Consider the following 23,580-nt stretch of genomic DNA (forward strand, 5'->3'; position numbering starts at 1 on the left):
CCCATGCGGGAAAAGAAGTTATCCGGTATTAGCCCCGGTTTCCCGGAGTTATCCCAGTCTTACAGGCAGGTTGCCCACGTGTTACTCACCCGTCCGCCGCTGAATCCAGAGAGCAAGCTCTCTTTCATCCGCTCGACTTGCATGTATTAGGCACGCCGCCAGCGTTCGTCCTGAGCCAGGATCAAACTCTCGTATAAGAAGTTTGTCAGCTCAAAAGCTGGCAATGGATATTATCCATTGTTTTAATCAAAATTATTGACGTTTCGTTTCGTTCAGTTTTCAAAGATCAAACTTGAAGTTGCTCTCTCGAGCAGCTTTTCTATTTTATCACACTCATAAGATCTTGTCAACAACTTTTTGAAGTGGTTTTTAAATCTCGTTTGAGGCGACTTTCTTAATATAACATGTTGACCAACATAAAGTCAACACTTTTTTAAAACTTTTTTATTGCTCTGTTGCTCTCTCACGAGCAACGATATTTAATATAACACCTTTTTATTTTACGTGCAATAGTTTTTTTATATTTTATTCATCCTTTCCTCAATTAAAAAGAACCCTTGCCAAAACGGCAGGGTTCCATAGATTAATCCCTTTTTCTCATTAGAGGGAAAAGAAGCACGTCCCTTATGGAAGGGGAGTTTGTCAGTAACATAACAAGACGGTCGATTCCGATTCCCAACCCTCCGGTTGGTGGCATTCCGTATTCCAGCGCTTCGATAAAATCTTCATCCATGTCATGTGCTTCGTCATTCCCTTGAGCTCTTTCTTCCAACTGGGCTTCAAATCTTTCCCGTTGGTCGATCGGATCATTCAATTCAGTAAATGCATTTGCATGTTCTCGGCCAACAATAAATAGTTCGAACCGATCTGTAAATCTTGGGTCGTCATCATTCTTTTTCGCTAGTGGAGAAATCTCCACCGGATGTCCATAAATGAAAGTAGGCTGAATGAGTTTTTCTTCAACGACCTGCTCAAAAAATTCGTTAACGATATGACCATATGTCATATGATCTGTTATTTCGATATTATGCTCTTTGGCAAGCTGAATCGCTTCCTCATCGGACATCTCTTTCCAAAAGTCGACTCCCGTATGTTCTTTAACTGCATCCACCATGTGTAGTCGGCGCCATTTCGGCTCCAAGTTTACTTCATACTCACCGTATTTAACAGAAGTCGTACCTAATACTTCTTTCGAAATGAAAGCAATCATGTTTTCTGTAAGATCCATAATATCGTTGAAGTCCGCGTACGCTTCATAAAGTTCCATCATTGTAAACTCAGGGTTATGCCGGGTCGATACTCCTTCATTTCTGAATACCCGGCCGATTTCATATACTTTTTCAAGTCCGCCGACAATCAACCGTTTAAGGTGCAGTTCAATTGCAATTCTCATATAAAATTGAGTATCCAACGCATTATGATGGGTAATGAACGGACGAGCGGCCGCACCACCTGCTATAGCATGAAGCATCGGAGTTTCCACTTCCAGGAAACCTTGTCCATCCAAGTAACGGCGCATGGATTGGATAATTTTGCTCCGTGCTATGAAAGTTTCCCTGCTGTCTTCATTTGTAATTAGGTCGAGATAGCGCTGACGATAGCGCTGCTCTACGTCTTTCAATCCATGGAATTTTTCCGGAAGCGGGCGCAAGGCCTTCGTTAGCAACGTAAATTCATTTGCTTTTATAGACAATTCGCCTACTTTTGTTTTGAAAATCGTCCCTGACAAACCGACAATATCCCCAAGGTCGACTGTTTTAAAAATATCGTATTGTTCTTCGCCTACCGCGTCTTGGCGAACATATATTTGAATTTGGCCCGTCAAATCCTGAATATGGGCAAAACCGGCCTTTCCTTTTCCACGTTTTGTCATGATCCGTCCGGCAATCGTTACGGATTGGTTCATCTCCTCGAGCTCTTCTTTTGCTTTCGCTTCATATTTATTTTTAATATCTTTTGTCAATTCGGTACGTTCGAAGCGTTTCCCGAACGGATCAATCCCGCTTTCCCGTAAAGATATCATTTTGTCGCGCCTTACCTGAAGTTGATCATTCAACTCTTCATGACTCATTTTTTCCACTCCAATCTCATAATAAAGCCATTCCTTATTTTCATATTGTACCTAAAATTAAAGAACTAGGCATCTTTCTATAAAAAAAACTGCCAGCTAATGGCAGCGAAGTATCTCTTGTTTATCCCGCTTTTCTTTCACTGAACTCTGTTTCTTCAACGAGATGGTCAAGTAATCCGACTACTTCTTCCCTTGTCATGCATTCATTAATGGCATTCCTGATTTTTCCACTTCCACAAATGCCTTTCAAATACCATGCAGCGTGTTTACGCATCTCACGAACTGCTATATTTTCACCTTTTAAAGCAATAAGGCGGTCTAAATGCAGCTTGCAGACATCCATCTTTTCTCTTACAGTCGGCTCGCCTGTAAGTTCTCCAGTTTCCAAATATTTAACTGTCTGGTAGATCATCCAAGGGTTGCCCAACGCAGCGCGTCCAATCATTACTCCGTCTACACCTGTTTCATCCAGCATCCGCTTGGCGTCCTGCGGAGTTTCGATATCTCCGTTCCCTATTAATGGAATGTTCAGGGACTGTTTCACTTCACGTATAATATCCCAATTGGCATGTCCCTCATACATTTGAACGCGTGTCCGACCATGCATCGCTACTGCGGCGCCTCCGGCCCGTTCTACAGCCTGAGCATTTTCAACAGCAAAAATATGCTCATCATCCCAACCGATACGCATTTTCACAGTGACGGGCTTGTTTACAGCGTCGACTACTGCAGAAACCATGTCATAGATTTTTTCCGGCTCCAGCAGCCACCTGGCGCCCGCTTCACAACGGATAATCTTGTTTACCGGACAGCCCATGTTGATGTCAATAATATCGGCATTGGTGTTTTGATCGACAAATTTGGCTGCTTCCACAAGGGTTTCTTTCTCTCCACCAAAAATTTGCAATGACAGCGGCTTTTCACGTTCATCGATATAAAGCAAGTTCATTGTTTTCGCGTTCTTATAAACGATCCCTTTACCGCTGATCATTTCTGCACATACGAGCCCCGCACCAAATTCCTTAACAGTCAAACGGAATGCGGAGTTGCAAATACCGGCCATCGGGGCTAGGACAACCTGGTTCTTCATTTCGATATCGCCAATTTTCAGCATACGAACCTCTCCTCCTTCCAATTTGATTTATTTATTCAACTCATCCGGCGGGATCAATTCCTCGACAGGAACTGCAAGCACATCGGAAATTTGATTGAGTATTTTTTCTGAGGGAAGACGGCTCCCTCGCTCAATTTCTCCTAAAACAGAAATGGATATTCCAATTTCTTTTGCCAGACGTTCTTGGGTACGGCCCTTTAGCTTTCGAAAAGCACGGATCCGCCTTCCCCATTTATCTGTTTCCATAACCGAACACCTTCTTTATCAGGTATACCGCTTAATACTTCAACTAAAGAAACATTTTGTTGTGGATGTCTCACTTTTCCATCAATCTCCAACAACGGAACAAGAACAAATGCACGTTCAGTCATTCGAGGATGAGGAATTTGCAAGTCCTCCATCTCAATATTTTCGTTATTATACAATAAAATGTCAAGGTCGATTTTTCTGGGACCCCATCTGAATTCCCTCACTCTCCCCAGCTGCTTTTCAATCTGAAGGCATCGTATTAAAAGTTCATGGGCAGAGAGTGATGTTTTTACTTTTACAGCCATATTTAAAAATGCATCCTGTTCTGTAAAACCGACAGGGTCTGTTTCATAAATAGACGAGACTTTTTCTATCTGGAGACCGTCTGTTCTTTCCAATTCCATTATTGCTTGTTTCAGCCATCTTTCCCGGTCTCCAATGTTGGATCCAAGAGATAAATAAGCGATGTTAATCATGTCGGCCCCTCATTATCTCAACGGCAACTGAATCATAAATACCTTTAATCGGGGGATTGGGTTTGATCACTTTAACATGAACACACGCGACGGAATCGAACCGGTCCAATATGTCAGCTGCTATATTTTCAGCCACCGCTTCAATAAGATCGAATCTTTTCTGTTCAACGATTTCTTTACACAGCGTATAAACTTCCGCATAGTTGATCGTTTTTTTCAAATCATCAGAGCGCCCCGCGTCCTGCAGATCCGTTTCCATTACCACATTTACCCGAAAACGTTGGCCAAGCGCAGCTTCTTCCGGAAAAACGCCATGGTTTCCGTAAAATTCCATTTCATTTAAGTGAATTTTATCCATTTTGCTCCCCCTTTTCCATCAGAATGTCCATCATCGCCGCCATGCGGCTGACTTCTTTGACATCATGGACACGCATGATATGACACCCCTGCTGGATTCCGTAGCATACCGTCGCACCCGTTCCTTCCATACGTTCTTCCACAGGAAGATCAAGAGCAGTACCTATCATCCGCTTCCGGGACGTTCCAAGCAGTACCGGATATCCAAGACCGGCAAGTTTATCCAGGTTTCTCATCATGATAAGATTTTCTTGGTAATCCTTGGCAAATCCAATACCAGGATCCAGTATGATGTTGTCATCAGGAACTCCCGCCTTTTTGGCGATAGAAATACTCTCATATAAATCGTTCAGTATATCGCGGATAAAGTCTGTGTAATCACGATTATCCCTGTTGTGCATCAAAACAATCGGGACATCTCGCTCAGCCGCCACAGTGGCTATTTCAGGATCTTTCTTCGCTCCCCATATATCGTTGATGATATGAGCACCTGCTATGATTGCTGCCTCGGCTGTTTTCGCTTTGTATGTATCGATGGAAATCGGTGCACTCACAGCGTTCGCAACGGCTGTAATCACAGGGACCACTCTGTCGATCTCTTTCTCGGCAGATACCGGTTCATGACCAGGCCGTGTTGATTCACCGCCAATATCAATGATATCGGCGCCCTCTTTTACCATTACCTTGGCATGTTCAATAGCTCTGTTTAAGACATTAAAACGCCCACCGTCCGAAAAGGAATCAGGAGTAACATTCAAAATACCCATAATTAGCGTTTTTTGATTGCAATCAAGTTTGTACTGTCCACAATGAATGATCATTAACACTCACCCACTTCTTTCATTTCATCGTCTTATAAGTGTAACTCTTTAACAGGTAAATGAACAATAAAAGACAAGCCCTTATTTGGACTTGCCTTTGATCTTCAAGCTTCGGGAAAGCTGCCCTTATTTGCTAATGCCCCATGATGGACAGTATGGTCGCGCTCTGGAGCCTGCCAAGCCACAAAATGTGGCCGATTAAGGCGGCAGTTCATCGCCGTTTTTCCGCTATCTCTTTATGAAGGACTTCAGTTTATACAACCAATTCTTTTAATCTTCAAATTGATATAATGGTGTGCTTAGGTAGCGCTCACCATTGCTTGGGATGACCGCTAAAACTTTTTTTCCTTTTCCGAGTTTTTTTGCAACAGAGAGTGCTGCTGAAATCGCAGCACCGGAAGAAATACCGCCAAGTACACCTTCTGCTTTCGCTGCTTTTCTGGCTGTTTCAAATGCATCTTCATTGGATACCGTAATGATGTCATCGTAAACATCTGTATTTAGAACCTTTGGAACAAACCCTGCTCCAATGCCCTGAATTTTATGAGGGCCAGGTTTTCCTCCGGACAATACTGGAGAATCCTTAGGTTCAACGGCATAAATTTTGATATCAGGATATTTTTCTTTTAAGACCTCACCGGCACCAGTGATGGTTCCTCCCGTACCGATTCCGGATACAAAGGCATCGAGCTGGCCGCCCATTTGCTCTACAATCTCTTTTCCTGTTGTTTCATGGTGGATTTTTGGATTCGCACTGTTTTCAAATTGTTGAGGCAAGAAATAGCCATGTTTTTCAGCCAGTTCATTTGCTTTTTTAATTGCGCCGTTCATCCCTTCTGCTCCGGGTGTCAGCACTAATTCCGCCCCATAGGCACGTAAGAGATTACGCCTTTCCATACTCATCGTATCAGGCATGACTAGAACCGCACGGTACCCCTTTGCCGCAGCAACCATTGCAAGGCCGATACCCGTGTTTCCACTTGTCGGCTCTATAAGCGTGTCTCCCTCTTTCAATTTCCCTTCTTTTTCGGCAGCTTCGATCATGGCCAAGGCAATACGGTCTTTTACGCTGCTTCCAGGGTTCATGTACTCAAGCTTTAAATAAACATCGGCACTGTCCTCATCAACTATCCGGTTCAACTTCACAATGGGGGTATTTCCAATTAAATCCGTAATTGAGTTTGCAATTCGTGACATTTTTCCTCCACCTCTAATTCCGAGTAATTATATTGGTTTATTTAAAATTACCACGTTGCAGGCCCCCTGTCAACGTGAATATGTCTTAAAGGTAGTGATTTTTAAAAATTTATTAGTAAAAAGAACCTATGCCATTTTTGACTCTTCCAATATCTCTTCAAGTTCTTCCTTTGTAAAATGATATTCTGCATTGCAGAAATGACATTGAGTATCAGCCTTACCGTCCTCTGTAATCATATCTTGGATTTCAGCTTTTCCCAGGCTCATAATGGCTCGGCCAAACCGCTCTTTGGAGCAGGTACACCTGAATTCTATCGGCATTTTTTCAACAATCCGGATATTTTCTTCACCGAGCAGTTGATTGAGTATTTCTTCCGGTGTCAGTCCGTCCCTGATCATTTGTGAAATAGGCGGAGTCTTGTTGATGCTCTCCTCAATTTTGCTTATCGTCTCTTCATCTGTTCCCGGCATCAATTGGATGATAAAGCCTCCTGCTGCAAGAATCGAGTTATCAGGATTTACAAGCACACCGACACCGACGGAGGAAGGAGTCTGTTCAGATACAGCAAAATAATAGGTGAAATCCTCACCCAATTCCCCAGAGACAATCGGTACCTGTCCGGAAAAGTTTTCCCTCAGACCGATATCTTTCACAACAGTCAATGTACCGTTAGTTCCAACTGCCCGCCGTACATCAAGTTTGCCTTTTTCATTCAAATCAAAATGGACCTGCGGGTTGGATACATAGCCGCGTACATGCCCTTTCGCATCTCCATCGGCAATAATCGCTCCAATTGGACCGTCTCCTTCAACCTTTACGGTCAGCTTTTCCTCACCCTTTAACATAGCGCCCATCATCACACCCGCTGTCATCGTCCTGCCTATAGCCGCTGACGCCGTCGGCCAAGTTTGATGTCTCCGCTGCGCTTCCCCGACCGTCTCAGTGCTGTCGACCGCATATGCGCGGACTTGTTTTTCAAAGGCCAAAGCTTTAACCAAATAATCACTCATCACAGTACACCTCTTCATTTTAAATATTTCTTTTATAAATTAAATGCAGTCCTTTTAATGTTAGGTCATGGTCAACAATATCAATCATTTCTGTTTCTGATGAAATTAGATTAGCCAATCCGCCGGTTGCAATAACGGTCGGTTTCTTTTTACTCTTCTCAAATATCCTGTTGACAATTCCCTCAACTTGTCCGACAAAACCAAATAAAATTCCCGCCTGCATAGCCGCCACTGTGTTTTTACCGATGATTTCGTCCACATGGGTGATTTCAATACGAGGAAGCTTGGCGGCTTTGGAGTACAATGCTTCTGTCGAAATCCCAATACCAGGGGCAATGACACCGCCCGTATATTCAGCTTTTTCATTAATGTAACAAAAAGTGGTTGCAGTCCCAAAATCCACGATGATCAGCGGGCTGCCGTACTCTTGAATTCCTGCCACTGCATTTACGATCCGGTCCGCCCCCACTTCGCGGGGGTTTTCATACTTTATATTCAATCCTGTCTTGATTCCAGGCCCTACAATCAAAGGTTTCACTTTAAAATACTTTTTACACATTTTTTCCAATGTAAACATGATCGGGGGAACGACTGAAGATATAATGATTCCGTTAATATGCTCAAAGCGAATCCCCACATGCTCAAATAGAGATTTGATCATCATGCCATATTCATCTTCGGTTTTATGCCGGTTCGTTTCTATCCGCCAGTGATATTTTAAATAGTCATTGTCATAAACACCGAGGACCGTATTTGTATTTCCCACATCCAAAACAAAAATCAACCTTCTCACCAACTTTTCAAGACTTTTTCTTCACACATCATACCACTAAAGACATTCGGCCTAAAAGAAAAAAGACACCGATATCTATCAGTGTCTTCGAATAGTCTATTCTTTATTATCAGGGTCAGCATCTTTTGGATCAGACGTTTTTGTCGGCCCCAATTTTTCAGGAGGACCCATTGGATCTTCCGGACGTTTTTCATCAATGGCTAATGGATCGCTTTGTTCCTCCTTGGGCTGAAGCGTTACTTTCGGCTCTTCGCCACCTTCTTCATTCAAATCCAAAGATGTTGGAACGGAGCGCTCCGGCAATTTCCCCGTATCGAACAGGCTTCTGATCTGTTCGGCATCCAAAGTTTCCACCTTCAAGAGTGTTTGAGCAATCAATTCCAGCTTGTCACGATGCTTTGTCAAAATTTCTTTGGCACGTGCATAACATTCCTTGATGATGCGCTGGATTTCCTGGTCTATTTCAAAAGCGATAGCATCTGAATAGTTCTGTTCATTATGCAAATCTCTCCCAAGGAATACTTGGCCGCCTTGCGACTGACCAAATTGAAGAGGGCCGAGTTTATCACTCATTCCGTATTCAGTCACCATCTTACGGGCAATGTTTGTTGCCCGCTGGAAGTCATTGTGTGCACCTGTAGAAACTTCTCCGAAGGTAATTTCTTCAGCGACACGACCGCCGAGCAAGCCAGTAATTTTATCAAGCAGCTCCGGCTTAGTCATAAAGTAGCGGTCTTCTTTAGGAAGCATGACGGCGTATCCGCCAGCCTGCCCCCTTGGAACAATCGTCACTTTGTGGACAACATCCGCTTCATCAAGAACCAATCCGATAACAGTATGTCCGCCTTCATGATAGGCAACAATGTTTCTTTCTTTTTCGGAAATGACCCTGCTTTTCTTGGCAGGTCCCGCTATCACCCTGTCCGTCGCCTCATCGACATCCGCCATATCGATCGTCTTTTTATTACGGCGGGCTGCAATCAGCGCAGCTTCGTTCAATAGGTTTTCCAAGTCGGCTCCTGAAAAGCCCGGTGTTCTCATAGCAATCGCTTTGAGATCTACCGAACCATCAAGCGGTTTGTTTCTCGCATGAACCCTGAGGACTGCTTCCCTTCCATTTACGTCAGGGCGATCTACCGTAATTTGACGGTCGAAACGTCCTGGGCGCAATAACGCAGGGTCAAGGATGTCCGGACGGTTTGTAGCTGCGATGATGATGATTCCTTCATTTTCACCGAATCCGTCCATTTCAACGAGCAATTGGTTCAACGTCTGCTCCCGCTCGTCATGTCCACCGCCGAGACCAGCTCCACGCTGGCGACCGACAGCATCAATTTCATCAATGAAGATCATACAAGGCGCATTCTTTTTCGCATTTTCGAATAAATCGCGAACCCTTGATGCACCGACACCTACAAACATTTCAACGAAATCGGAACCACTTATAGAGAAAAATGGGACGCCCGCTTCCCCGGCAACTGCTCTGGCAAGTAAAGTCTTACCTGTTCCCGGAGGTCCGACAAGCAAAATCCCTTTCGGTATCCGTGCTCCCAATTCAGAGAATTTCCTGGGATCTTTCAAAAAGTCTACAACTTCCACCAATTCCTGCTTCTCTTCATCAGCACCCGCTACGTCTTTAAAGCGGACTTTTTTCTTCTCTTCGCTATAAAGCTTTGCCTTGCTCTTTCCAAAGTTCATAACGCGGCTTCCGCCACCTTGTGCCTGATTGAGCAAGAAGAAGAACAATATAAAGATGATGATAAACGGAATGATGGTTGTGAAGAAGGATACCCAGCCACTTGTTTCTTTTGCCGGCATGACCTCCACCTTAGATGAAGCAGCATCAATCCGGTCAAGCATTTCAGGGTTGTTCATAACATACGTCATGAACTGCTCGCCTTCTTTGGCACCCTTCATTTGGCCGATTACCTCATAAACGCCTCTTTCAGGCTGTATAGAAAATTCTTTGATATCCCCTTTTTCCAAGTGAGTGACAAACTCTTTATACGATATATTTTTTGTCGTTTCATTGGTATTGTTAAACCAGCTTACAATTCCGATGAGAACGAGAAAAATAAGTAAATAAAAGACTGTGTTTCTAAAGATCCGGTTCATCCCTAGCCTCCTCCCGCGGTCAAAAAACTATATTCAATAGTATCATAGTCATTTCGGACTTTACAACAAATCTCCATTGCAATTTTTGGCTATCGTTCACTAGTTATCATTATTGCCATATACCTCTGGTTTCAAAACCCCTATATAAGGAAGGTTCCGATACTTTTCAGCGTAATCAAGTCCGTAACCGACAACAAAAGCGTTCGGAACAACAAAGCCTACATAGTCAGCTTTAAGATCTGCTTTTCTTCCTTCCGGCTTATCAAGCAACGTCACAATTTTAATTGATTTGGCTTTTCTATAACGGAATAGATCCACAAGATAGCTCAACGTGACTCCACTGTCAATGATATCTTCAATAATTAAGAGGTCCCTTCCTTCTACAGGTGTATTCAAATCTTTTAAGATTTTGACTTCCCCGGAAGACGTTGTTGACAAGCCGTAACTAGAAACATCCATGAAATCCATTTCCAGATAAGTATCGACCCTTTTTAAAAGGTCTGCCATAAATGGCATGGCCCCTTTTAAAACGCCGATGGCGAGAGGAAAACGGCCGTCGTATTCTTCCGTGAGCTGAGCACCGAGCTCTCGGATTTTCTGTTCAATTTCCTTTTCGGTAATCAATACTCTTTCAATGTCATTTTTCATTGGCTTTGTTGCCCCCCAGAGGTTCTGTAATACAATATATATCGATGTCCATGGCATTGAGGTCCTGCGTCATATAAAGATTTTTTCAATCTGGGAACCCATAGTATCTGATTTTGCTGGTCCGTTATGACTGGCCAACTTTCCCGCTGGAATCTAGGGATTTTTTCATCAATGAACAGATCTTTTAATTTCTTTGTTCCATTCATTCCTTTGACTTTGATCCGGTCCCCCGGCCTCCGGGTCCGTACAATAATCGGCAGCTTAATATCCTTTTCATTCAATACAATAAAGTCTTCATCACCGACTGCCAAAATGTCCGAATCCTTCACCATACGGACAGTCCCTCCGTCCGGAAGGGTAATTTCCTTACCGGCGCTCAGTTCATACTCATAGCCTATCGTACGTTCTGTTTCTTCAAACGTAAAAACGCAATGAGAATAGGAGCGAATGACGTGTAATCCAAGGGGGAGATCCAGCTTGCCTGAAGGTTTTTCCCCTTTCAGCAGCTTCCAGATCAATCCAGCATGCCATGCGGTTACATGGGTTACATTTTTCTTATAAAGATAGCTTAATATTAGATGAATACCCCTTCTTTGTAAAGGCAAAGGCATTTGTAAAAAAGAAGGGATATCCAGCAGGATTTTTCCATTTTCAAATTTGGTTACCGCTTGGATTTCCTGTTCCGCCAACGCTTCCAAATAAGTCTCATCTTCCAGTAAATCTTCGCTGAATCGCTGAAAATGTTCATGAACTTGTTGGTTTTCGCGTTTAAGGACTGGCAATACATGCAAACGGAAACGGTTCCTTGTGTAGGTCGCCTTATTATTGCTGGGATCGATTCTAGGTTTTAATTGGTGAAAAGCACAGTATTCCTCAATTTCCTCTTTCGTCACCCCAAGAAGCGGCCGGATCAATGTGCCGTACCCAAATGGCCGGGATGGCTGGATTCCGGCACGTGACTTGCCGCTGCTTCCTCTCGTCAGCCGCATGAGAATGGTTTCAATTTGATCATCCGCATGCTGCCCAACAACGAGCTTATCAGCACCTAATTCATCCATGACCTTCTGAAAAAACCGGTAACGATACTCCCTCGCCGTCTCTTGCATCCCTTTATTTTCCAACTTCATTTTTTGTTTAATATCAATGGAAGCTGCCTTCAACTCCAATTCATTCTGCTCACAGTACGCCCTTACATATTCGAGATCTTGGACAGACTCTTTGCCCCGAAGCATGTGATCTACGTGGACTGTTGCCAGACGGATACCGAAAAACCCTTGTCTTTTTACCAAAAAATCAAGCATGGCCATGGAATCCGGTCCACCAGACACAGCAGCCAATACTAAATCTCCGCGGTTCAAAAGTCTATGTCTTTTAATGAAGCTCAATGTCTTTCTCTCAAAGTCCAGCATCTGGTCATCTATTCCCTTACTCTCATAAATAAAAACAGTTATTCATATCCATTAGTTTACCATTTTTACAATAGAACCTCACGGAACTTCCCTTCTACAATAAAAATAAATATATGTACAGGCCATACAAAAAAGATGTAACAAGAAGGACGCCCGCTGTCTCTTGCCGCGACCCTTTTTTGGCTTGGGTATGCTGATTTTTCATTGAATGCTTTTGGGATCTGGAGTTCCTGAAGGAGAGTTTAACGAGAAGCTCGTTTTTCATTTCTCCGGCGCTCCGGTATTTCCCTTCAAGCGCCTTAAGTAAAACCGTCTCTAAACGGAAAAGCTCCGGTTCTTTTTTAATCATTTTTTTCAATTGATCCAATCCGTTCCCTTTTCTGGTAAACCTAGCAGGATAATAAACATTAATCATCAGCATTGCAGTTGAAAAAATATCATAAGACGGCTCCGCCTTCCTGGATCCCAGACCCCAGTAACCTCTGTCGAAAAACTCCGTGAATTCTTTGATTGAGCGCCCCTTTTTTGTTGTTCCCCCTACATCGATGCAGCGAATTCGTGTGCGAGGATTGGATACGATCAGATTTTCAGGTTTCAAATCGCCAAAAATCCAGCCTTGCCTATGCATCTGTTCTAATATATCCAACAGCTGTACGATTAATATACCTGCCCAATGGCGGCCTTTTTCACGGACAAAAGTGAGCAGACCAGGCCCTTCAATATATTCCATTACATAAAAGGGGATTGTCTTTTGTCCCCCTTTATCCCAGTCATCAACATCCAACAAAGAAGGTCCAAGGACTGGCCCCTGGACCTTTGAAAAAGCTTTGAGCACATTGACCTCCGATATAATGGACATACTATCTTCACTCATTTTTAAAGCGACGTACACATCTTTTCCTTTCGCAAGGTATACGACTCCGTTTGCTCCACTTCCAAGCTGTCTAATGATTGTATAACGTTGTCTATGCCATTTGCCATCTACAAGAGTCCCCGGCGGAAAATTACATTGTTTCGTCCAGGAATTGATCTTCATCTCGCAGGAGAAGCCCCCTTAAAGAGCGGTTTTTTTTGAAAGAAGCAACAGCTTTGCGAAGTGCCGGCCCCGTAGGTGTAACCCCGCCTGCAGCCAGTTTTGGAAACACACTAGTCAGCTTGTCCAGCTGGGGTGTCCAGTCCAGCAATCTCTCCACCTCATCCCGTTTTCCCGGGAAAACATACACGGAAAAAGAATTGTTACCTGAACGTGCGTTTAAACTCAGGGACAGATCAAGTAATGCATCTTTCACGGTTGGAAGCTTGAATTTCATGCTGGCGCTTGTATCAATAAGAACCAAAACTTCCAAATCGGATGTTTCTCCAAGTTCATCGACCACTTCCATCACTTCACCCCTTTGATCAGGGGGGAGTTCTTCAAGGGATGTATTGCTGCCCAAAATTTGCCGCAGCTCCCGATTTACTACTCCTTGCAGTGTCTGCGTCATCGCTTTCCTTGTAACCATCTGAACTGTTTCAGACAATGCTTGCGCATAAACAACTTGACTGATGCCCCCGCCGGCCATTGCAATACCTTCAATCTCTGCCATTCCTTTTTCATCTATCGCATCATTTTCCAACACACCGATCACATTGACGGTAATGCCGTTTTCTTGTGCAAGCGATGCCATGGCTATCGGGTCTTCCCCCTTATTTGAGCAGCCGTCAGTAATTAATAGAATTTGTTTTAATGTGCCTTTTTTCAATTGCATTCCCTCCGTTTCCGTTCGTGGCCTTCGGCCGTTTGACATGCTATCAGCCTCGCCGGATCGGGAGTTTTTTATACTAACTTGCCCCAGATAAACTGGCTGTTTTTTTTCTTACAGGGATTGCCGCCCATTTTGGAACATTTCGTTTTATTTTTGCGGTCAAGATTGTCATATCGTCCTGTATCACTCCTGAACGGGTTCGAATCACCTCTTCCATTATAAGATCAGAGACAGCCTGAGGGTCATCCGTCTGTAACTCTTTCAGCTTTCTTTTCATCCATAGTTCATAATTTTCCACATGCTTCGGGCCTTCAAATACGCCATCGCTCATCATAATGATTAGATCTCCATCCCGAAGCTGCTCGGAGACAACATCGAAATCGAATTCCTCTAATATTCCGATTGGCAAATTGCCAGTTTCAATTTTTTTAATTTTATTCCCCCGCTTGATGAAGCTTGGTGTTGAACCAATCTTCAGAAACTTGGCTTCGATCGTTTTTAGATCAATCATAGCCAGATCCAGAGTTGAAAATATTTCATCATCGGTTCTTAACGATAAGACGGAGTTGATTGATTTTATGGCAACTCCTTCTTCAATGCCTGACTGCAGGATTTTTTGTAATAACTTTAAGGTTTCATTGCTTTCCTTATGGGCCCTCTCTCCGTTTCCCATTCCGTCGCTTATGGCCAGTGCATATTTCCCTCCTCCAAGCTCAATCGTTGAATAACTGTCTCCTGAAAGAAAACCTCCCCCTTTTGCAGCGTGAGCCACTCCTGTTTCAACCACATAAGCCTTGGCCGAACGCAGCGTCACATAATGAAACCCATTTGGATATTCAGCAGCTTCTTTGTTTTGGACAACGACTGTTTCTCCCATGATGTCTGAAATAAGTGGTGCTATCAGTTTTTCGCACTCCCCATTTCCGTACCAATCTGGAATCATTACATCCATATCAATACTGCCGGCTTCCAGGTTGTAAATTTCCACGTGTTCAATATCAATTCCGAAATCCTGAAGGGCATCCAGCAGCGTCTCTTCCTGCTTGTGATGGCTATTCTGCTCGCGCTTTATTTCTCTCGCAAAGTCCCCCATTACTTCCGAAACACCTAAAAGCTGCTCTGCCACAAGCTTCCTGCTTTCCTGTACCTGCCGTTTCAACTTTTGGTTTACTTGGTAAACAGCCAGTTCCTGGTGAATGGCATTCCTCACATTCCCCGCCCTGTTGCAATGTTTTTCCAGCTGTTGATAGACGGGCCTCGGCAGCATCCCAGACTCTTCATCTATTTCATGCATAATACTTTTCATTAAGTCATATGTTTTATCAAAGTTCTCTCCCCAGCATTTGTCCTTTTTGAAGCACATCTGGCAAGTTTTCTCTGTGACATTGCTTAAAAACATATCGAATTCCCGTTCGTCATCAGCGGAATCCTTCCATTTTTCGGGTTCTGAGAAGCTGTCCGAAAGCGCTTCAAAAACAGAAGAGAACTGTTCCACTCTCCGAACAGTAATATCACGAACTTTTCGAGCATACTGCTGCTGATCCTGGATATACTCTGCCGTACCGGGAATATGGCGTGCCAGCTTTTCTATCAATGTAAACGGAGTAAGAAGCAAAAGGATGACAGCGACGGACGATTCATACATTGTCAAGGTCAGCCCGCCGCCTCCTTCTCCATAAATGCCGACAAGCAATGTAGCAACAAGAAGACCAATTGCTGTTCCAGCCCGTTTGCCCTCTTTCAACAAGCCGCCCAACAGGCCCGCAAACGCAAGTAAGCTCATTTGGTAAAAACTGGACATACTTGCCAAACTGAAGATAAGTCCTGTAACCACACCGACCGTAGACCCGACAGTAGCACCTGCCGTAAAAGCAAACAAAATCACAAGATACCTGGATAAAATATGTTCAATGGACAAACCGTAAATGGCCCAGCCGATCGTTCCTGTCATCACAGATGCAAGCATGATAATCAAGCTGATGACCTCTTCCGTCTTTAACGCCTTAGCTCTTTTCCCTGCCGTCAGAAAAGGAGTACTCTGAATAAAGATAAAGACAAGGACCAATGAAAGAGCTGCTTCGACAACGGCCATGAGGGCGTCATAGTTCGTAAATGCCTCTCCATTCCCAGCATAAATAAAAAGGCACTTAGTTAAGAAGGATATAAAGAATACATAATAAGGCATTGCTTTAATCGGCATGGCATGCAGCCTTTCCAGCAAGCGAAAACTCACAAGGTATATGGCGCAGGTGGAAAAAATAAACAATGTATTCCCTAAGGAAATTGTCAGAGATCCAGCCAACAGGCCAAAAAGCACAAGAGGAGCGCTTTTTCTTCTTGTCATAAAAATGGCTGCAAAAAATGGCAAAGCGAACGGAGTCAATTGTGATAAAATCAACGCTCGTCCAAGCAAGATACTTACAATCAGCAACGCGAGGCCTTTTTGAAGAAACAAATACTCCAATTTCTGCTGAAATCTCTTTAACCCCGTTGAAAAATCAAGGTCTGTCCCTTGCAAACTCGCAGTTCCGACGGATTCGACGATACTTTGATCTCCCTTTTCCATTTTTCATCTCTCCCCGAAAATAAATAATTGTTTCTCATTATAAGGGGACAAATCCTAAAACTTTGTCACTTTAAAGGATGTGTACCAAAGTTTCGTTCGACTAAATTGGGCAATAAGATGAGCAATCAGCCAGGAAAGTCGAGCGGGGGAAAGGAGCGTCGAAAGATCCCAAACAGAGGATTCCATGGGTGAGGATTATTGTGGCATTCCGAAAAAAATAAAAAAGCGAATAGAACTTTTCATAGTTCTTTCGCTTTTTATTCTTCATATGGAATAAGTCCAGTATTGTCCATTTCTTCAAATCCAATAGGAACCGTCCAGTCTATATGTCACTCAACGGTGTTTTGCGCTTTATTATTAACTAGCTACAGCGCCTATTGACTAGCAGATTTTTGTGCCTAGGGCACCCCCAAGGTATAGCTTTTCCGAAGAAAGTTATGTTACCCTGTCGTAAAGCTGTGCAGCTTTCCTGCATTAAGCCCTCATGCGCTCCTCCGTCGCCGCGTTTCCTTAATTACATCGGAGACACTCCGGTCGGTACGTCAAAAAACAGGCGCTTTCGCTTTTCTAATAGACAGCAAGTTATCCTCGTCTGGAGCCGCGTCCACCTCTTTTAGACTCGGTGTGGCGCTTTAAAGAAGACAATCGGTCTTCACTATCTTTCAAGAAGCGATTCATCTTTTGCTCAAAACTTTCCTTTGAACGAAAATCATTCGTTCTTCCTTGTCTTGAACGGGAAGGCGGCTGATCTTTGGCTTTCCGGATTGACAGCCCGATTTTTCCATCCTTCTCTACATTTAAGACCTTTACGAGCACTTCTTCGCCAACTTTTAAATGTTCATTGATGTCCTTTACATAATTGTCGGCTACTTCACTAATGTGAACAAGTCCTGTCGAGCCCCCGGGCAACTCAACAAACGCCCCAAAATGAGTAATGCCTGTTACCTTACCTTGTACCTTGCTGCCTACTTCAATCGACATAAAAAAATTTATCCTCCTTAAAGTGTTTACAAAATAAACCTTACTTTATATTATAGCTAAATTTTAAAAAAAGTGTCAATATGAGCTCTTTTAATCCTTTTCCTTGTCTTTTTCCTTAGGAATGTTAAAAATGATTTCGCCTTTATCAGAAAGGAAATATTCACTTCTGGCAAGCTTTGCAATATATTCATCATCATTCAGTTTGACAATCTCGTTTTCGAGCATCAATTGCCTTTTCTCAAGTTTGGCCAATGTTTCCTCCGCCCGGACTTTTTCTTCTTCCTTCGCTTTCAGGGCAGACTCCCTTGAGACCAAAGTTGAGATCAACAGGGTACAAACCACAATGGTAAATATGAGAAAAACGGATAGGCGGCGAACCAACAGTTTCCTTTTCCTAGCTGCTGAACGTGCAGAAACCTCTTGTTCCATCATATATTTATTTTCCAGTGAAGTAACAGTGTTTTTTGGCTTGACACCCATCCATTAACCTCCTATCTCTTTTTTCGAAAAAAATTCATAGCTTTGATGATTATATTCTTGCTGCCTTTTAATTTTCCTGCTATTGTTTTTCGCGATCGAGCGACAAATTCTATCACTGATTCAGGGATGATTTTTTTTAACACCCATACAAATGGCATAAAAACAGTCTTTAGCACCCATTCTACCATTGCCCAGACTATTTTTACAAGAGACAATAACAGGCCGTATATATAGAGAATAATAGTTATCAGCAGAATGCATAGTCCCTTGACTGGCTTGTACACCAATAAATACCCTGTTCTGTAAATCATTTTGGCAATGGCTTTAACCGTTCGGATCAGCGATTCCAGCAGCCTAAGATAGATTTGTTTAAAAAGAGCCTGATAGGCTGAAAAACCGCAAAGCAGCGCCAGAAAAAGATAAAATCTCAACTCTCCATAATTCACCAGAAAAAGAACGTAAAATATAATGATCCCTTGTATCAACCAAAACAGGAGATCATTCAAAAAGACAATCAACCTTTTTCGTGTACCCCGTTTTAAAAACCGCTGGTACGTATCAAGCGTGGCGCCAAAGAGGCTTCCCATGCCAATCATGGCAAGCAGCGTATAAAATTGGACAGGAAGACTCATTTGAACAACTTGCCAAAGAATCCTTTAGCTTTCCCTCCGTCATGATCATCGAGGTAAACAATGTCATAGACTTTTCCTTTGATAGAGACGATTCCTTTATCAACATCCAGGTTTTTCATTTGCAGGCTGTGACCCCTTATCGCCAGAAAGCCCATCACTGTTTCAAGCAAAAACTCTTCATTATCAAAACTTTCTACCTGCTTCACTCCCGTAATATCAATTAACCTGCGTCCCCGCATCACAAGATCATGTTCTGGCACAGTCCCTTTTCCGGCTTGATTTGGTTCATAGTATTGGCTCATCTTCATCCCTCTTTTTCGCACGGATTTTGATACATACTTATGTAACGAGGGATGCGAATAGAACAAGCCCTTTGTAGAAAAGCAGAGTGCGACATTCAGCAACGTACAGACAGAAATCATCCTTTTTCATAAATTAAAAAACCGAGTGCTTCCAATCTGCACCCGATCTTTTTCATTATTCTTCCTCTACCCGCTCTTCTTTCAAGAGACGGTACATATTGGCCGCATCCTCTTTCTTCGTAGAATCCTGAAGTTCCTCCACTTTGACCGTTACAACTTTTTGTCCAAAACGAATCGACAACTCGTCTCCCACCTTCACATTGGAGCTTGCTTTCGCCTGCTGGCCATTAATCGAGATTCTCCCCTTGTCCGCGACTTCCTTGGCAAGAGGGCGTCTTTTGATCAGCCGAGACACTTTTAAAAATTTATCCAGCCGCATCGTTGCCACTTTACTCACCTTCTATTTCTCTTGTTTTTTTGCTTCATTCCAGTACAGTTCCAATTCCTCCAGCGAAAAATCGTCAAATGACCGCCCGCTTTTCTTGACTTTTCCCTCTATAAAAGCGAATCGTCTATAAAACTTTTCATTGGCCGCTTGCAATGCCTCTTCCGGATGGATTTTAGCAAGACGGGCCACATTAATGACCGCAAAAAGCAGGTCTCCCATTTCATCCAATTGGTTCCTCTTGTCTTGTTTCGCCAACTCTGCCTGAAATTCCTTTGTTTCTTCCCATACTTTTTCCATAGCCTCTTCCGCATTATCCCAGTCAAAGCCTACTTTCGCCGCAGACTTTTGAACTTCATAAGCGCGCAGTAAAGCCGGAAGACCCTTTTCGATCTGGTCAAGGAGCGAGCCTTTATTGATTGGCTCTCCTTTTTCCTCCGCTTTGATCTGCTCCCAGTTGACAACAACTTCGTCCGCATTTTCTGCCTTTGTATCACCAAATACATGAGGATGCCTGCGAATCATTTTTTCGGAAATTCCTGCAACTATATCTTCAATGGAAAACATGCCGTCATCCTCGCCGATTTGCGCATGAAGCATGACCTGCAGCAGCACATCTCCAAGTTCTTCGATTATGTCATCAATATCATCGCGGTCAATGGCATCTAGCAGTTCATATGATTCTTCAATCAAATATTTTTTCAACGAAAGGTGCGTCTGTTTTTTGTCCCATGGACATCCTTCCGGACCGCGAAGATCAGCAATAATTTCCCTTAATGTTGAAAACTCTTTTAAAGCAAGCTCCCTCGATGAGACCGGAGGAACATACACACTTGTTAAATTATCTAAAAAAGGCTGCCTGTCCAATTCAAACAATGGGATCGTCCTGATCTTTTCTTTGGAACTTCCTGCTGCCGTTACCACGGTGACTTCGTAATCGTCGGGATATTTTTGCATCAATGTGAGCTTCACATCTGACGCGACCATTTGGTCATATACCTGTGCAACAATGACGTGCTGTGAGATTTGTAGTTCATCCCGCCTCATCATTGTGCCGTCAAGCAGTTGAAAACCATCAATGGGGTCTACGCGGACGGCGGTAAACAATGCATCCAGAAAACTTTGTCCGCCTTCAACCGTCACGTTAATTCCATGATTCCCACTTCTGTCCAGCAACAGCTGGACTGTTTTTTCTGCGATCAGCGGATGCCCGGGGACCGCATAGACGATATCTCTTTTCGATGCTTCATCAAGCAGAAGCTCGGTAATTTCTTCATACACAGCCTTGAATTGATCGTGCATTTCATAAATATGATCAAAAGATTGGTAGGAGATCCCTTCTTTTTCCAGTTGTTTTATAACCGGGTGCTCCTTAGTCCTCAAGAATAAATGATCTGCCTCTTTTAAAAGCCTATAGATGCCTAAGGGAAGCTGGTTCAAATCCCCTGCACCAAGCCCGGCAACTCTAATATTATTCATCATTTTTGCCTCCTTTCTCCTCCAAGCCTGCTGAATCTTTTAAGCTTTGAATAATACGGAATGTGGCTGGTTTCTTCTTCTGTAAACAAGTTCATTCGCATCAAGACAGCCAGATAGACGAGACCTCCGACCAGAACACCTGTCAATGCGGCAACTGTACTAGATAGACGTCCTTGTATTCCCATAAGGTTGAGAACATAAAGCCACCCCTGCAAAACAACAGTCATGGCAACCGATGCTGATGCAAGGCGGACAAATGAATGCCAAAGAACGGACCGAATGGAAAAATAGCTTTTCAATTTCCACATAATCAGTAGGCAGACTACGGATAGACCGATAACTGTCGCCCAAGCGGCGCCAGCCAACCCAAAGGCAGGGACGAGAATAAGATTTCCGAAATACTTGCAAACAGTCCCCAACAATATATATTTAGCTGGAGCCATCATTTGCCCGAGCCCTTGTAAAATTCCCGATATAGTAATAATAACCGACGCTAAAAAAATAACCGTTGCCAAAACAGCGAGGACTCCGGAGCCGTCTTCATTTTTAAACAGCATGATATTAGTCGGCTTGATGATATTCATAAGCCCTGCAGCCGCTCCCAATCCGACAGCAAGGCTTACCTTCAAGGAAGTAGCCACTTTCTTCTGTAGGGCTTCAGTATTCCCTTGTGTCCACGCTGCTGTCACTGCCGGAACAAGTGCCAGTGACAGCGAAGTCGCCGCCACTGTTCCAAGCTGAATAAGCGGCTGGCCCCGATCGAAAACCCCCTTTAATGACTTCGCCTCTTCCATTCCCAAACCTGATTGTACAAGAAGTGAGTACAAGTTTAATGAATCGACCAATTGAAACAAAATTAAAAGAAGACCGCTAAAGCAAATGGCCGTCCCATGCAAAACCACTATTTTTCCTACAGTTAGCAGTTCCCTGACGGAAAGCCGTTGAAATGCAAATATTTTTAAACTGCTTTTCCGAACATAGTGCCCAAGCATGATAAGGCCTGTTAACCCTCCAATAACTGCTCCTGCCCAGGCTCCGCGCCCTGTTTCATAAAGAGAGAAGCCTCGATTGACGAGAAGATAGGAGATGGCCAAGATAGCAGCCACCCTGACAAACTGCTCCGTTACCTGGCTGATCGCCGTCGGAGCCATATTCCCATATCCCTGGAAAGCCCCTCTCCATACGGAAAGAAACGGAAGGAGCAAAAACGGAAAAGCAACCACTTGGATAACAGGTTCGAGCAATGGATCTCCCATCTTGCCGGCAATGAATTTGGCACCGAAAAACACAAATAGGAACAAACTCATTCCAACAATAAGAAGTACAACAAATATTATCTGTAAAATCCGCTGTAAATCTTCTTGCCTTTCTCCGTTTTCCACGACCTGTTTTGCTACAAGCCTCGATATGATAACCGGGAAACCAGATGCAGCCAGTACAGAAGCAATACCGTACAATGGATATACTTGCTGATATATGTAAAAACCTGTATCACCTACGATATTTTGAAAAGGAACACGATACACCGCGCTTAAGATCTTAATGGTGAAGGCAGCCATTGTCAGAATGACAGCGCCTTTTACCAAATGTCTTGAATCATCCGGCAAGCTCTCCCTCGCCTTTCTGCATAATTTCATCCGGAAGCCATTATATCATATATAGAAAGCGGCAGCGTTCCTTTAACGACAGACAGACTGGTGTGGCTCTGACAAAATGGGAATGCCGCTTATCATCGTAAAACCAGACGAGAGCAGGAAAAGACCAGTTCCCAGACGAATAGGCCGATATTGGCTTTTCGGAGGAAATCAGATTTTGAATAAACATCCGTAATATCTCACAATTCAACATAGCAAGATCATTTTTTCCATAAAACAGAATCGGGCTCGGCAAATGCCAAGCCCGCTCCCTGTTATGAATATTAACTCAAGATTCCATTTGTCTCGCCAAAAAACTAGCTGCGGTTTCTGCTGATTTTTGCTCAACTTCACCGATCGTCTTGTCCTTTGAAAAAATAACGACCGCGCCGATAGGGTCACCGCTTGCGATGATAGGAGCAATGGCATACGAGGCAATCTCTTCCTCAACACCCTCCACAAGCGACAGGGTACCGGCTGTTGTTTCCAGCTTTGACGTCCGGTTGTGCATGGCCTGTTCAATCATTTCGCTGTTGTTTTTATTTATATAATCCTTCTTTGAACTCCCGGCTACAGCTATTACCGCGTCCCTATCACAAATCAGGACTGAACTGCCAAGACTATCGTATAATGCTTCGCCATATTCTTTTGCAAAATCGCCCAATTCATTAATCGGGGAGTATTTTTTTAGTATGACCTCGCCCTCGCGGTCTACAAAAATCTCGAGAGGGTCTCCTTCCCGGATCCTGAGCGTCCTTCGAATTTCTTTCGGTATTACTACTCTTCCCAGATCATCAATACGACGAACTATTCCTGTTGCCTTCATCACAAGTTGCCTCTCTTTCATCAGATGATTTCCGGAAAATCCAAATTGAAACTTGAGGGTGCCCGTTATAGGGCAGCCCATTTTTCGTTTTCCTGCAAGAACCTTTTTTAAATTGATTGTCTTGGTTGTTGGAAATAGTATCTTTCAAAAAAATAGGTTCTATACATAAACTGCTCATTTTTGGGTCAAATTTCTTTTTTTAGATTTTTTTCTGATGAATGTGAGTATC

The 23,580-nt window shown here is 43.4% G+C and carries 23 protein-coding genes and 1 rRNA gene; all 24 read right to left on the reverse strand.

The genetic code is table 11. From position 1 onward, the window contains the following. Positions 1-197: ribosomal RNA gene (locus tag C509_RS0119005) — 16S ribosomal RNA — on the reverse strand; the annotation flags it as partial. Positions 198-583: 386 nt separating this feature from the next. Then, positions 584-2,071, reverse strand: coding sequence for a lysine--tRNA ligase (gene lysS / locus C509_RS0119010; protein WP_018708519.1), 1,488 nt, complete (start codon positions 2,069-2,071; stop codon positions 584-586). A 121-nt stretch (positions 2,072-2,192) separates the two neighbouring features. Continuing rightward, positions 2,193-3,185, reverse strand: coding sequence for a tRNA dihydrouridine synthase DusB (gene dusB, locus C509_RS0119015; RefSeq protein WP_018708520.1), 993 nt, complete (start codon positions 3,183-3,185; stop codon positions 2,193-2,195). A gap of 27 nt (positions 3,186-3,212) precedes the next feature. Beyond that, entirely contained in the window at positions 3,213-3,431 is a 219-nt protein-coding gene (locus tag C509_RS0119020) for a helix-turn-helix domain-containing protein (protein ID WP_018708521.1), read from the reverse strand. Continuing rightward, complete coding sequence (folK, locus tag C509_RS0119025; RefSeq protein ID WP_018708522.1) at positions 3,383-3,910, reverse strand: 2-amino-4-hydroxy-6-hydroxymethyldihydropteridine diphosphokinase; 528 nt, start codon at positions 3,908-3,910, stop codon at positions 3,383-3,385. Before folK ends, C509_RS0119020 begins: the two co-directional genes overlap by 49 nt. Next, on the reverse strand, positions 3,903-4,268 hold the full coding sequence (gene folB, locus C509_RS0119030; protein ID WP_018708523.1) for a dihydroneopterin aldolase: 366 nt from the start codon (positions 4,266-4,268) through the stop codon (positions 3,903-3,905). Before folB ends, folK begins: the two co-directional genes overlap by 8 nt. Beyond that, complete coding sequence (gene folP, locus C509_RS0119035) at positions 4,261-5,088, reverse strand: dihydropteroate synthase (RefSeq protein WP_018708524.1); 828 nt, start codon at positions 5,086-5,088, stop codon at positions 4,261-4,263. Before folP ends, folB begins: the two co-directional genes overlap by 8 nt. A gap of 270 nt (positions 5,089-5,358) precedes the next feature. Then, positions 5,359-6,285 (reverse strand): cysteine synthase A, encoded by a 927-nt coding sequence (gene cysK / locus C509_RS0119040; protein WP_018708525.1) that lies wholly within the window; start codon positions 6,283-6,285, stop codon positions 5,359-5,361. 126 nt (positions 6,286-6,411) lie between these two features. Next, the gene (hslO, locus tag C509_RS0119045; RefSeq protein ID WP_018708526.1) at positions 6,412-7,296 is read right to left on the reverse strand and encodes an Hsp33 family molecular chaperone HslO; all 885 of its coding nucleotides are present in this window, start codon (positions 7,294-7,296) and stop codon (positions 6,412-6,414) included. A 19-nt stretch (positions 7,297-7,315) separates the two neighbouring features. Beyond that, positions 7,316-8,080 carry a type III pantothenate kinase gene (locus C509_RS0119050; RefSeq protein ID WP_018708527.1) on the reverse strand — a complete coding sequence of 255 codons (765 nt, stop codon included), beginning with the start codon at positions 8,078-8,080 and terminating at the stop codon, positions 7,316-7,318. Between the two features lie 105 nt (positions 8,081-8,185). Beyond that, positions 8,186-10,204 carry an ATP-dependent zinc metalloprotease FtsH gene (gene ftsH, locus C509_RS0119055; protein WP_018708528.1) on the reverse strand — a complete coding sequence of 673 codons (2,019 nt, stop codon included), beginning with the start codon at positions 10,202-10,204 and terminating at the stop codon, positions 8,186-8,188. A 99-nt stretch (positions 10,205-10,303) separates the two neighbouring features. Beyond that, entirely contained in the window at positions 10,304-10,852 is a 549-nt protein-coding gene (hpt, locus tag C509_RS0119060) for a hypoxanthine phosphoribosyltransferase (RefSeq protein ID WP_018708529.1), read from the reverse strand. Next, the gene (gene tilS / locus C509_RS0119065) at positions 10,849-12,210 is read right to left on the reverse strand and encodes a tRNA lysidine(34) synthetase TilS (RefSeq protein WP_211214296.1); all 1,362 of its coding nucleotides are present in this window, start codon (positions 12,208-12,210) and stop codon (positions 10,849-10,851) included. Before tilS ends, hpt begins: the two co-directional genes overlap by 4 nt. A gap of 145 nt (positions 12,211-12,355) precedes the next feature. Next, a complete protein-coding gene (locus C509_RS0119070; RefSeq protein ID WP_018708531.1) occupies positions 12,356-13,297 on the reverse strand; it encodes a serine/threonine protein kinase in 942 nt (313 codons plus the stop codon). Further along, positions 13,266-14,003, reverse strand: coding sequence for a VWA domain-containing protein (locus C509_RS0119075; protein ID WP_026319972.1), 738 nt, complete (start codon positions 14,001-14,003; stop codon positions 13,266-13,268). The genes C509_RS0119070 and C509_RS0119075 overlap by 32 nt, the downstream gene beginning before the upstream one ends. Positions 14,004-14,082: 79 nt before the next feature. Beyond that, positions 14,083-16,572, reverse strand: coding sequence for a stage II sporulation protein E (gene spoIIE, locus C509_RS0119080; RefSeq protein WP_018708533.1), 2,490 nt, complete (start codon positions 16,570-16,572; stop codon positions 14,083-14,085). Between the two features lie 582 nt (positions 16,573-17,154). Then, the gene (locus tag C509_RS0119085; RefSeq protein ID WP_018708534.1) at positions 17,155-17,553 is read right to left on the reverse strand and encodes a S1 domain-containing RNA-binding protein; all 399 of its coding nucleotides are present in this window, start codon (positions 17,551-17,553) and stop codon (positions 17,155-17,157) included. A gap of 90 nt (positions 17,554-17,643) precedes the next feature. Next, positions 17,644-18,033 (reverse strand): FtsB family cell division protein, encoded by a 390-nt coding sequence (locus tag C509_RS0119090; RefSeq protein WP_018708535.1) that lies wholly within the window; start codon positions 18,031-18,033, stop codon positions 17,644-17,646. Positions 18,034-18,044: 11 nt separating this feature from the next. Further along, positions 18,045-18,665 carry a spore cortex biosynthesis protein YabQ gene (gene yabQ / locus C509_RS0119095; RefSeq protein ID WP_018708536.1) on the reverse strand — a complete coding sequence of 207 codons (621 nt, stop codon included), beginning with the start codon at positions 18,663-18,665 and terminating at the stop codon, positions 18,045-18,047. Next, the gene (yabP, locus tag C509_RS0119100; protein ID WP_018708537.1) at positions 18,662-18,967 is read right to left on the reverse strand and encodes a sporulation protein YabP; all 306 of its coding nucleotides are present in this window, start codon (positions 18,965-18,967) and stop codon (positions 18,662-18,664) included. The genes yabQ and yabP overlap by 4 nt, the downstream gene beginning before the upstream one ends. A 175-nt stretch (positions 18,968-19,142) precedes the next feature. Further along, positions 19,143-19,406 carry an RNA-binding S4 domain-containing protein gene (locus C509_RS0119105; RefSeq protein ID WP_026319973.1) on the reverse strand — a complete coding sequence of 88 codons (264 nt, stop codon included), beginning with the start codon at positions 19,404-19,406 and terminating at the stop codon, positions 19,143-19,145. 21 nt (positions 19,407-19,427) lie between these two features. Beyond that, a complete protein-coding gene (gene yabN / locus C509_RS0119110; protein WP_018708539.1) occupies positions 19,428-20,891 on the reverse strand; it encodes a bifunctional methyltransferase/pyrophosphohydrolase YabN in 1,464 nt (487 codons plus the stop codon). Next, the gene (locus tag C509_RS24300) at positions 20,891-22,528 is read right to left on the reverse strand and encodes a putative polysaccharide biosynthesis protein (protein ID WP_083934628.1); all 1,638 of its coding nucleotides are present in this window, start codon (positions 22,526-22,528) and stop codon (positions 20,891-20,893) included. The genes yabN and C509_RS24300 overlap by 1 nt, the downstream gene beginning before the upstream one ends. Positions 22,529-22,814: 286 nt before the next feature. Then, positions 22,815-23,351 (reverse strand): stage V sporulation protein T, encoded by a 537-nt coding sequence (spoVT, locus tag C509_RS0119120; protein ID WP_026319975.1) that lies wholly within the window; start codon positions 23,349-23,351, stop codon positions 22,815-22,817. Positions 23,352-23,580 lie beyond the last annotated feature (229 nt).

This window comes from Siminovitchia fordii DSM 16014 = CIP 108821 (assembly GCF_000374565.1).
In the GTDB taxonomy this organism is placed as follows: Bacteria; Bacillota; Bacilli; order Bacillales; family Bacillaceae_C; genus Siminovitchia; species Siminovitchia fordii.

Bases quoted from the DNA above. Each gene is read 5' to 3' on its own strand.
- folB (WP_018708523.1), bottom strand. From the start codon at position 4,268: ATGGATAAAATTCACTTAAATGAAATGGAATTTTACGGAAACCATGGC.
- cysK (WP_018708525.1), bottom strand. From the start codon at position 6,285: ATGTCACGAATTGCAAACTCAATTACGGATTTAATTGGAAATACCCCC.
- dusB (WP_018708520.1), bottom strand. From the start codon at position 3,185: ATGCTGAAAATTGGCGATATCGAAATGAAGAACCAGGTTGTCCTAGCC.
- C509_RS0119070 (WP_018708531.1), bottom strand. From the start codon at position 13,297: ATGAAGATCAATTCCTGGACGAAACAATGTAATTTTCCGCCGGGGACT.
- C509_RS0119090 (WP_018708535.1), bottom strand. From the start codon at position 18,033: ATGGGTGTCAAGCCAAAAAACACTGTTACTTCACTGGAAAATAAATAT.
- spoVT (WP_026319975.1), bottom strand. From the start codon at position 23,351: ATGAAGGCAACAGGAATAGTTCGTCGTATTGATGATCTGGGAAGAGTA.
- yabQ (WP_018708536.1), bottom strand. From the start codon at position 18,665: ATGAGTCTTCCTGTCCAATTTTATACGCTGCTTGCCATGATTGGCATG.
- C509_RS0119105 (WP_026319973.1), bottom strand. From the start codon at position 19,406: ATGCGGCTGGATAAATTTTTAAAAGTGTCTCGGCTGATCAAAAGACGC.
- hpt (WP_018708529.1), bottom strand. From the start codon at position 10,852: ATGAAAAATGACATTGAAAGAGTATTGATTACCGAAAAGGAAATTGAA.
- C509_RS0119085 (WP_018708534.1), bottom strand. From the start codon at position 17,553: ATGTCGATTGAAGTAGGCAGCAAGGTACAAGGTAAGGTAACAGGCATT.
- C509_RS0119020 (WP_018708521.1), bottom strand. From the start codon at position 3,431: ATGGAAACAGATAAATGGGGAAGGCGGATCCGTGCTTTTCGAAAGCTA.
- folK (WP_018708522.1), bottom strand. From the start codon at position 3,910: ATGATTAACATCGCTTATTTATCTCTTGGATCCAACATTGGAGACCGG.
- ftsH (WP_018708528.1), bottom strand. From the start codon at position 10,204: ATGAACCGGATCTTTAGAAACACAGTCTTTTATTTACTTATTTTTCTC.
- yabP (WP_018708537.1), bottom strand. From the start codon at position 18,967: ATGAGCCAATACTATGAACCAAATCAAGCCGGAAAAGGGACTGTGCCA.
- spoIIE (WP_018708533.1), bottom strand. From the start codon at position 16,572: ATGGAAAAGGGAGATCAAAGTATCGTCGAATCCGTCGGAACTGCGAGT.
- yabN (WP_018708539.1), bottom strand. From the start codon at position 20,891: ATGAATAATATTAGAGTTGCCGGGCTTGGTGCAGGGGATTTGAACCAG.
- folP (WP_018708524.1), bottom strand. From the start codon at position 5,088: ATGATCATTCATTGTGGACAGTACAAACTTGATTGCAATCAAAAAACG.
- C509_RS24300 (WP_083934628.1), bottom strand. From the start codon at position 22,528: ATGAAATTATGCAGAAAGGCGAGGGAGAGCTTGCCGGATGATTCAAGA.
- hslO (WP_018708526.1), bottom strand. From the start codon at position 7,296: ATGAGTGATTATTTGGTTAAAGCTTTGGCCTTTGAAAAACAAGTCCGC.
- lysS (WP_018708519.1), bottom strand. From the start codon at position 2,071: ATGAGTCATGAAGAGTTGAATGATCAACTTCAGGTAAGGCGCGACAAA.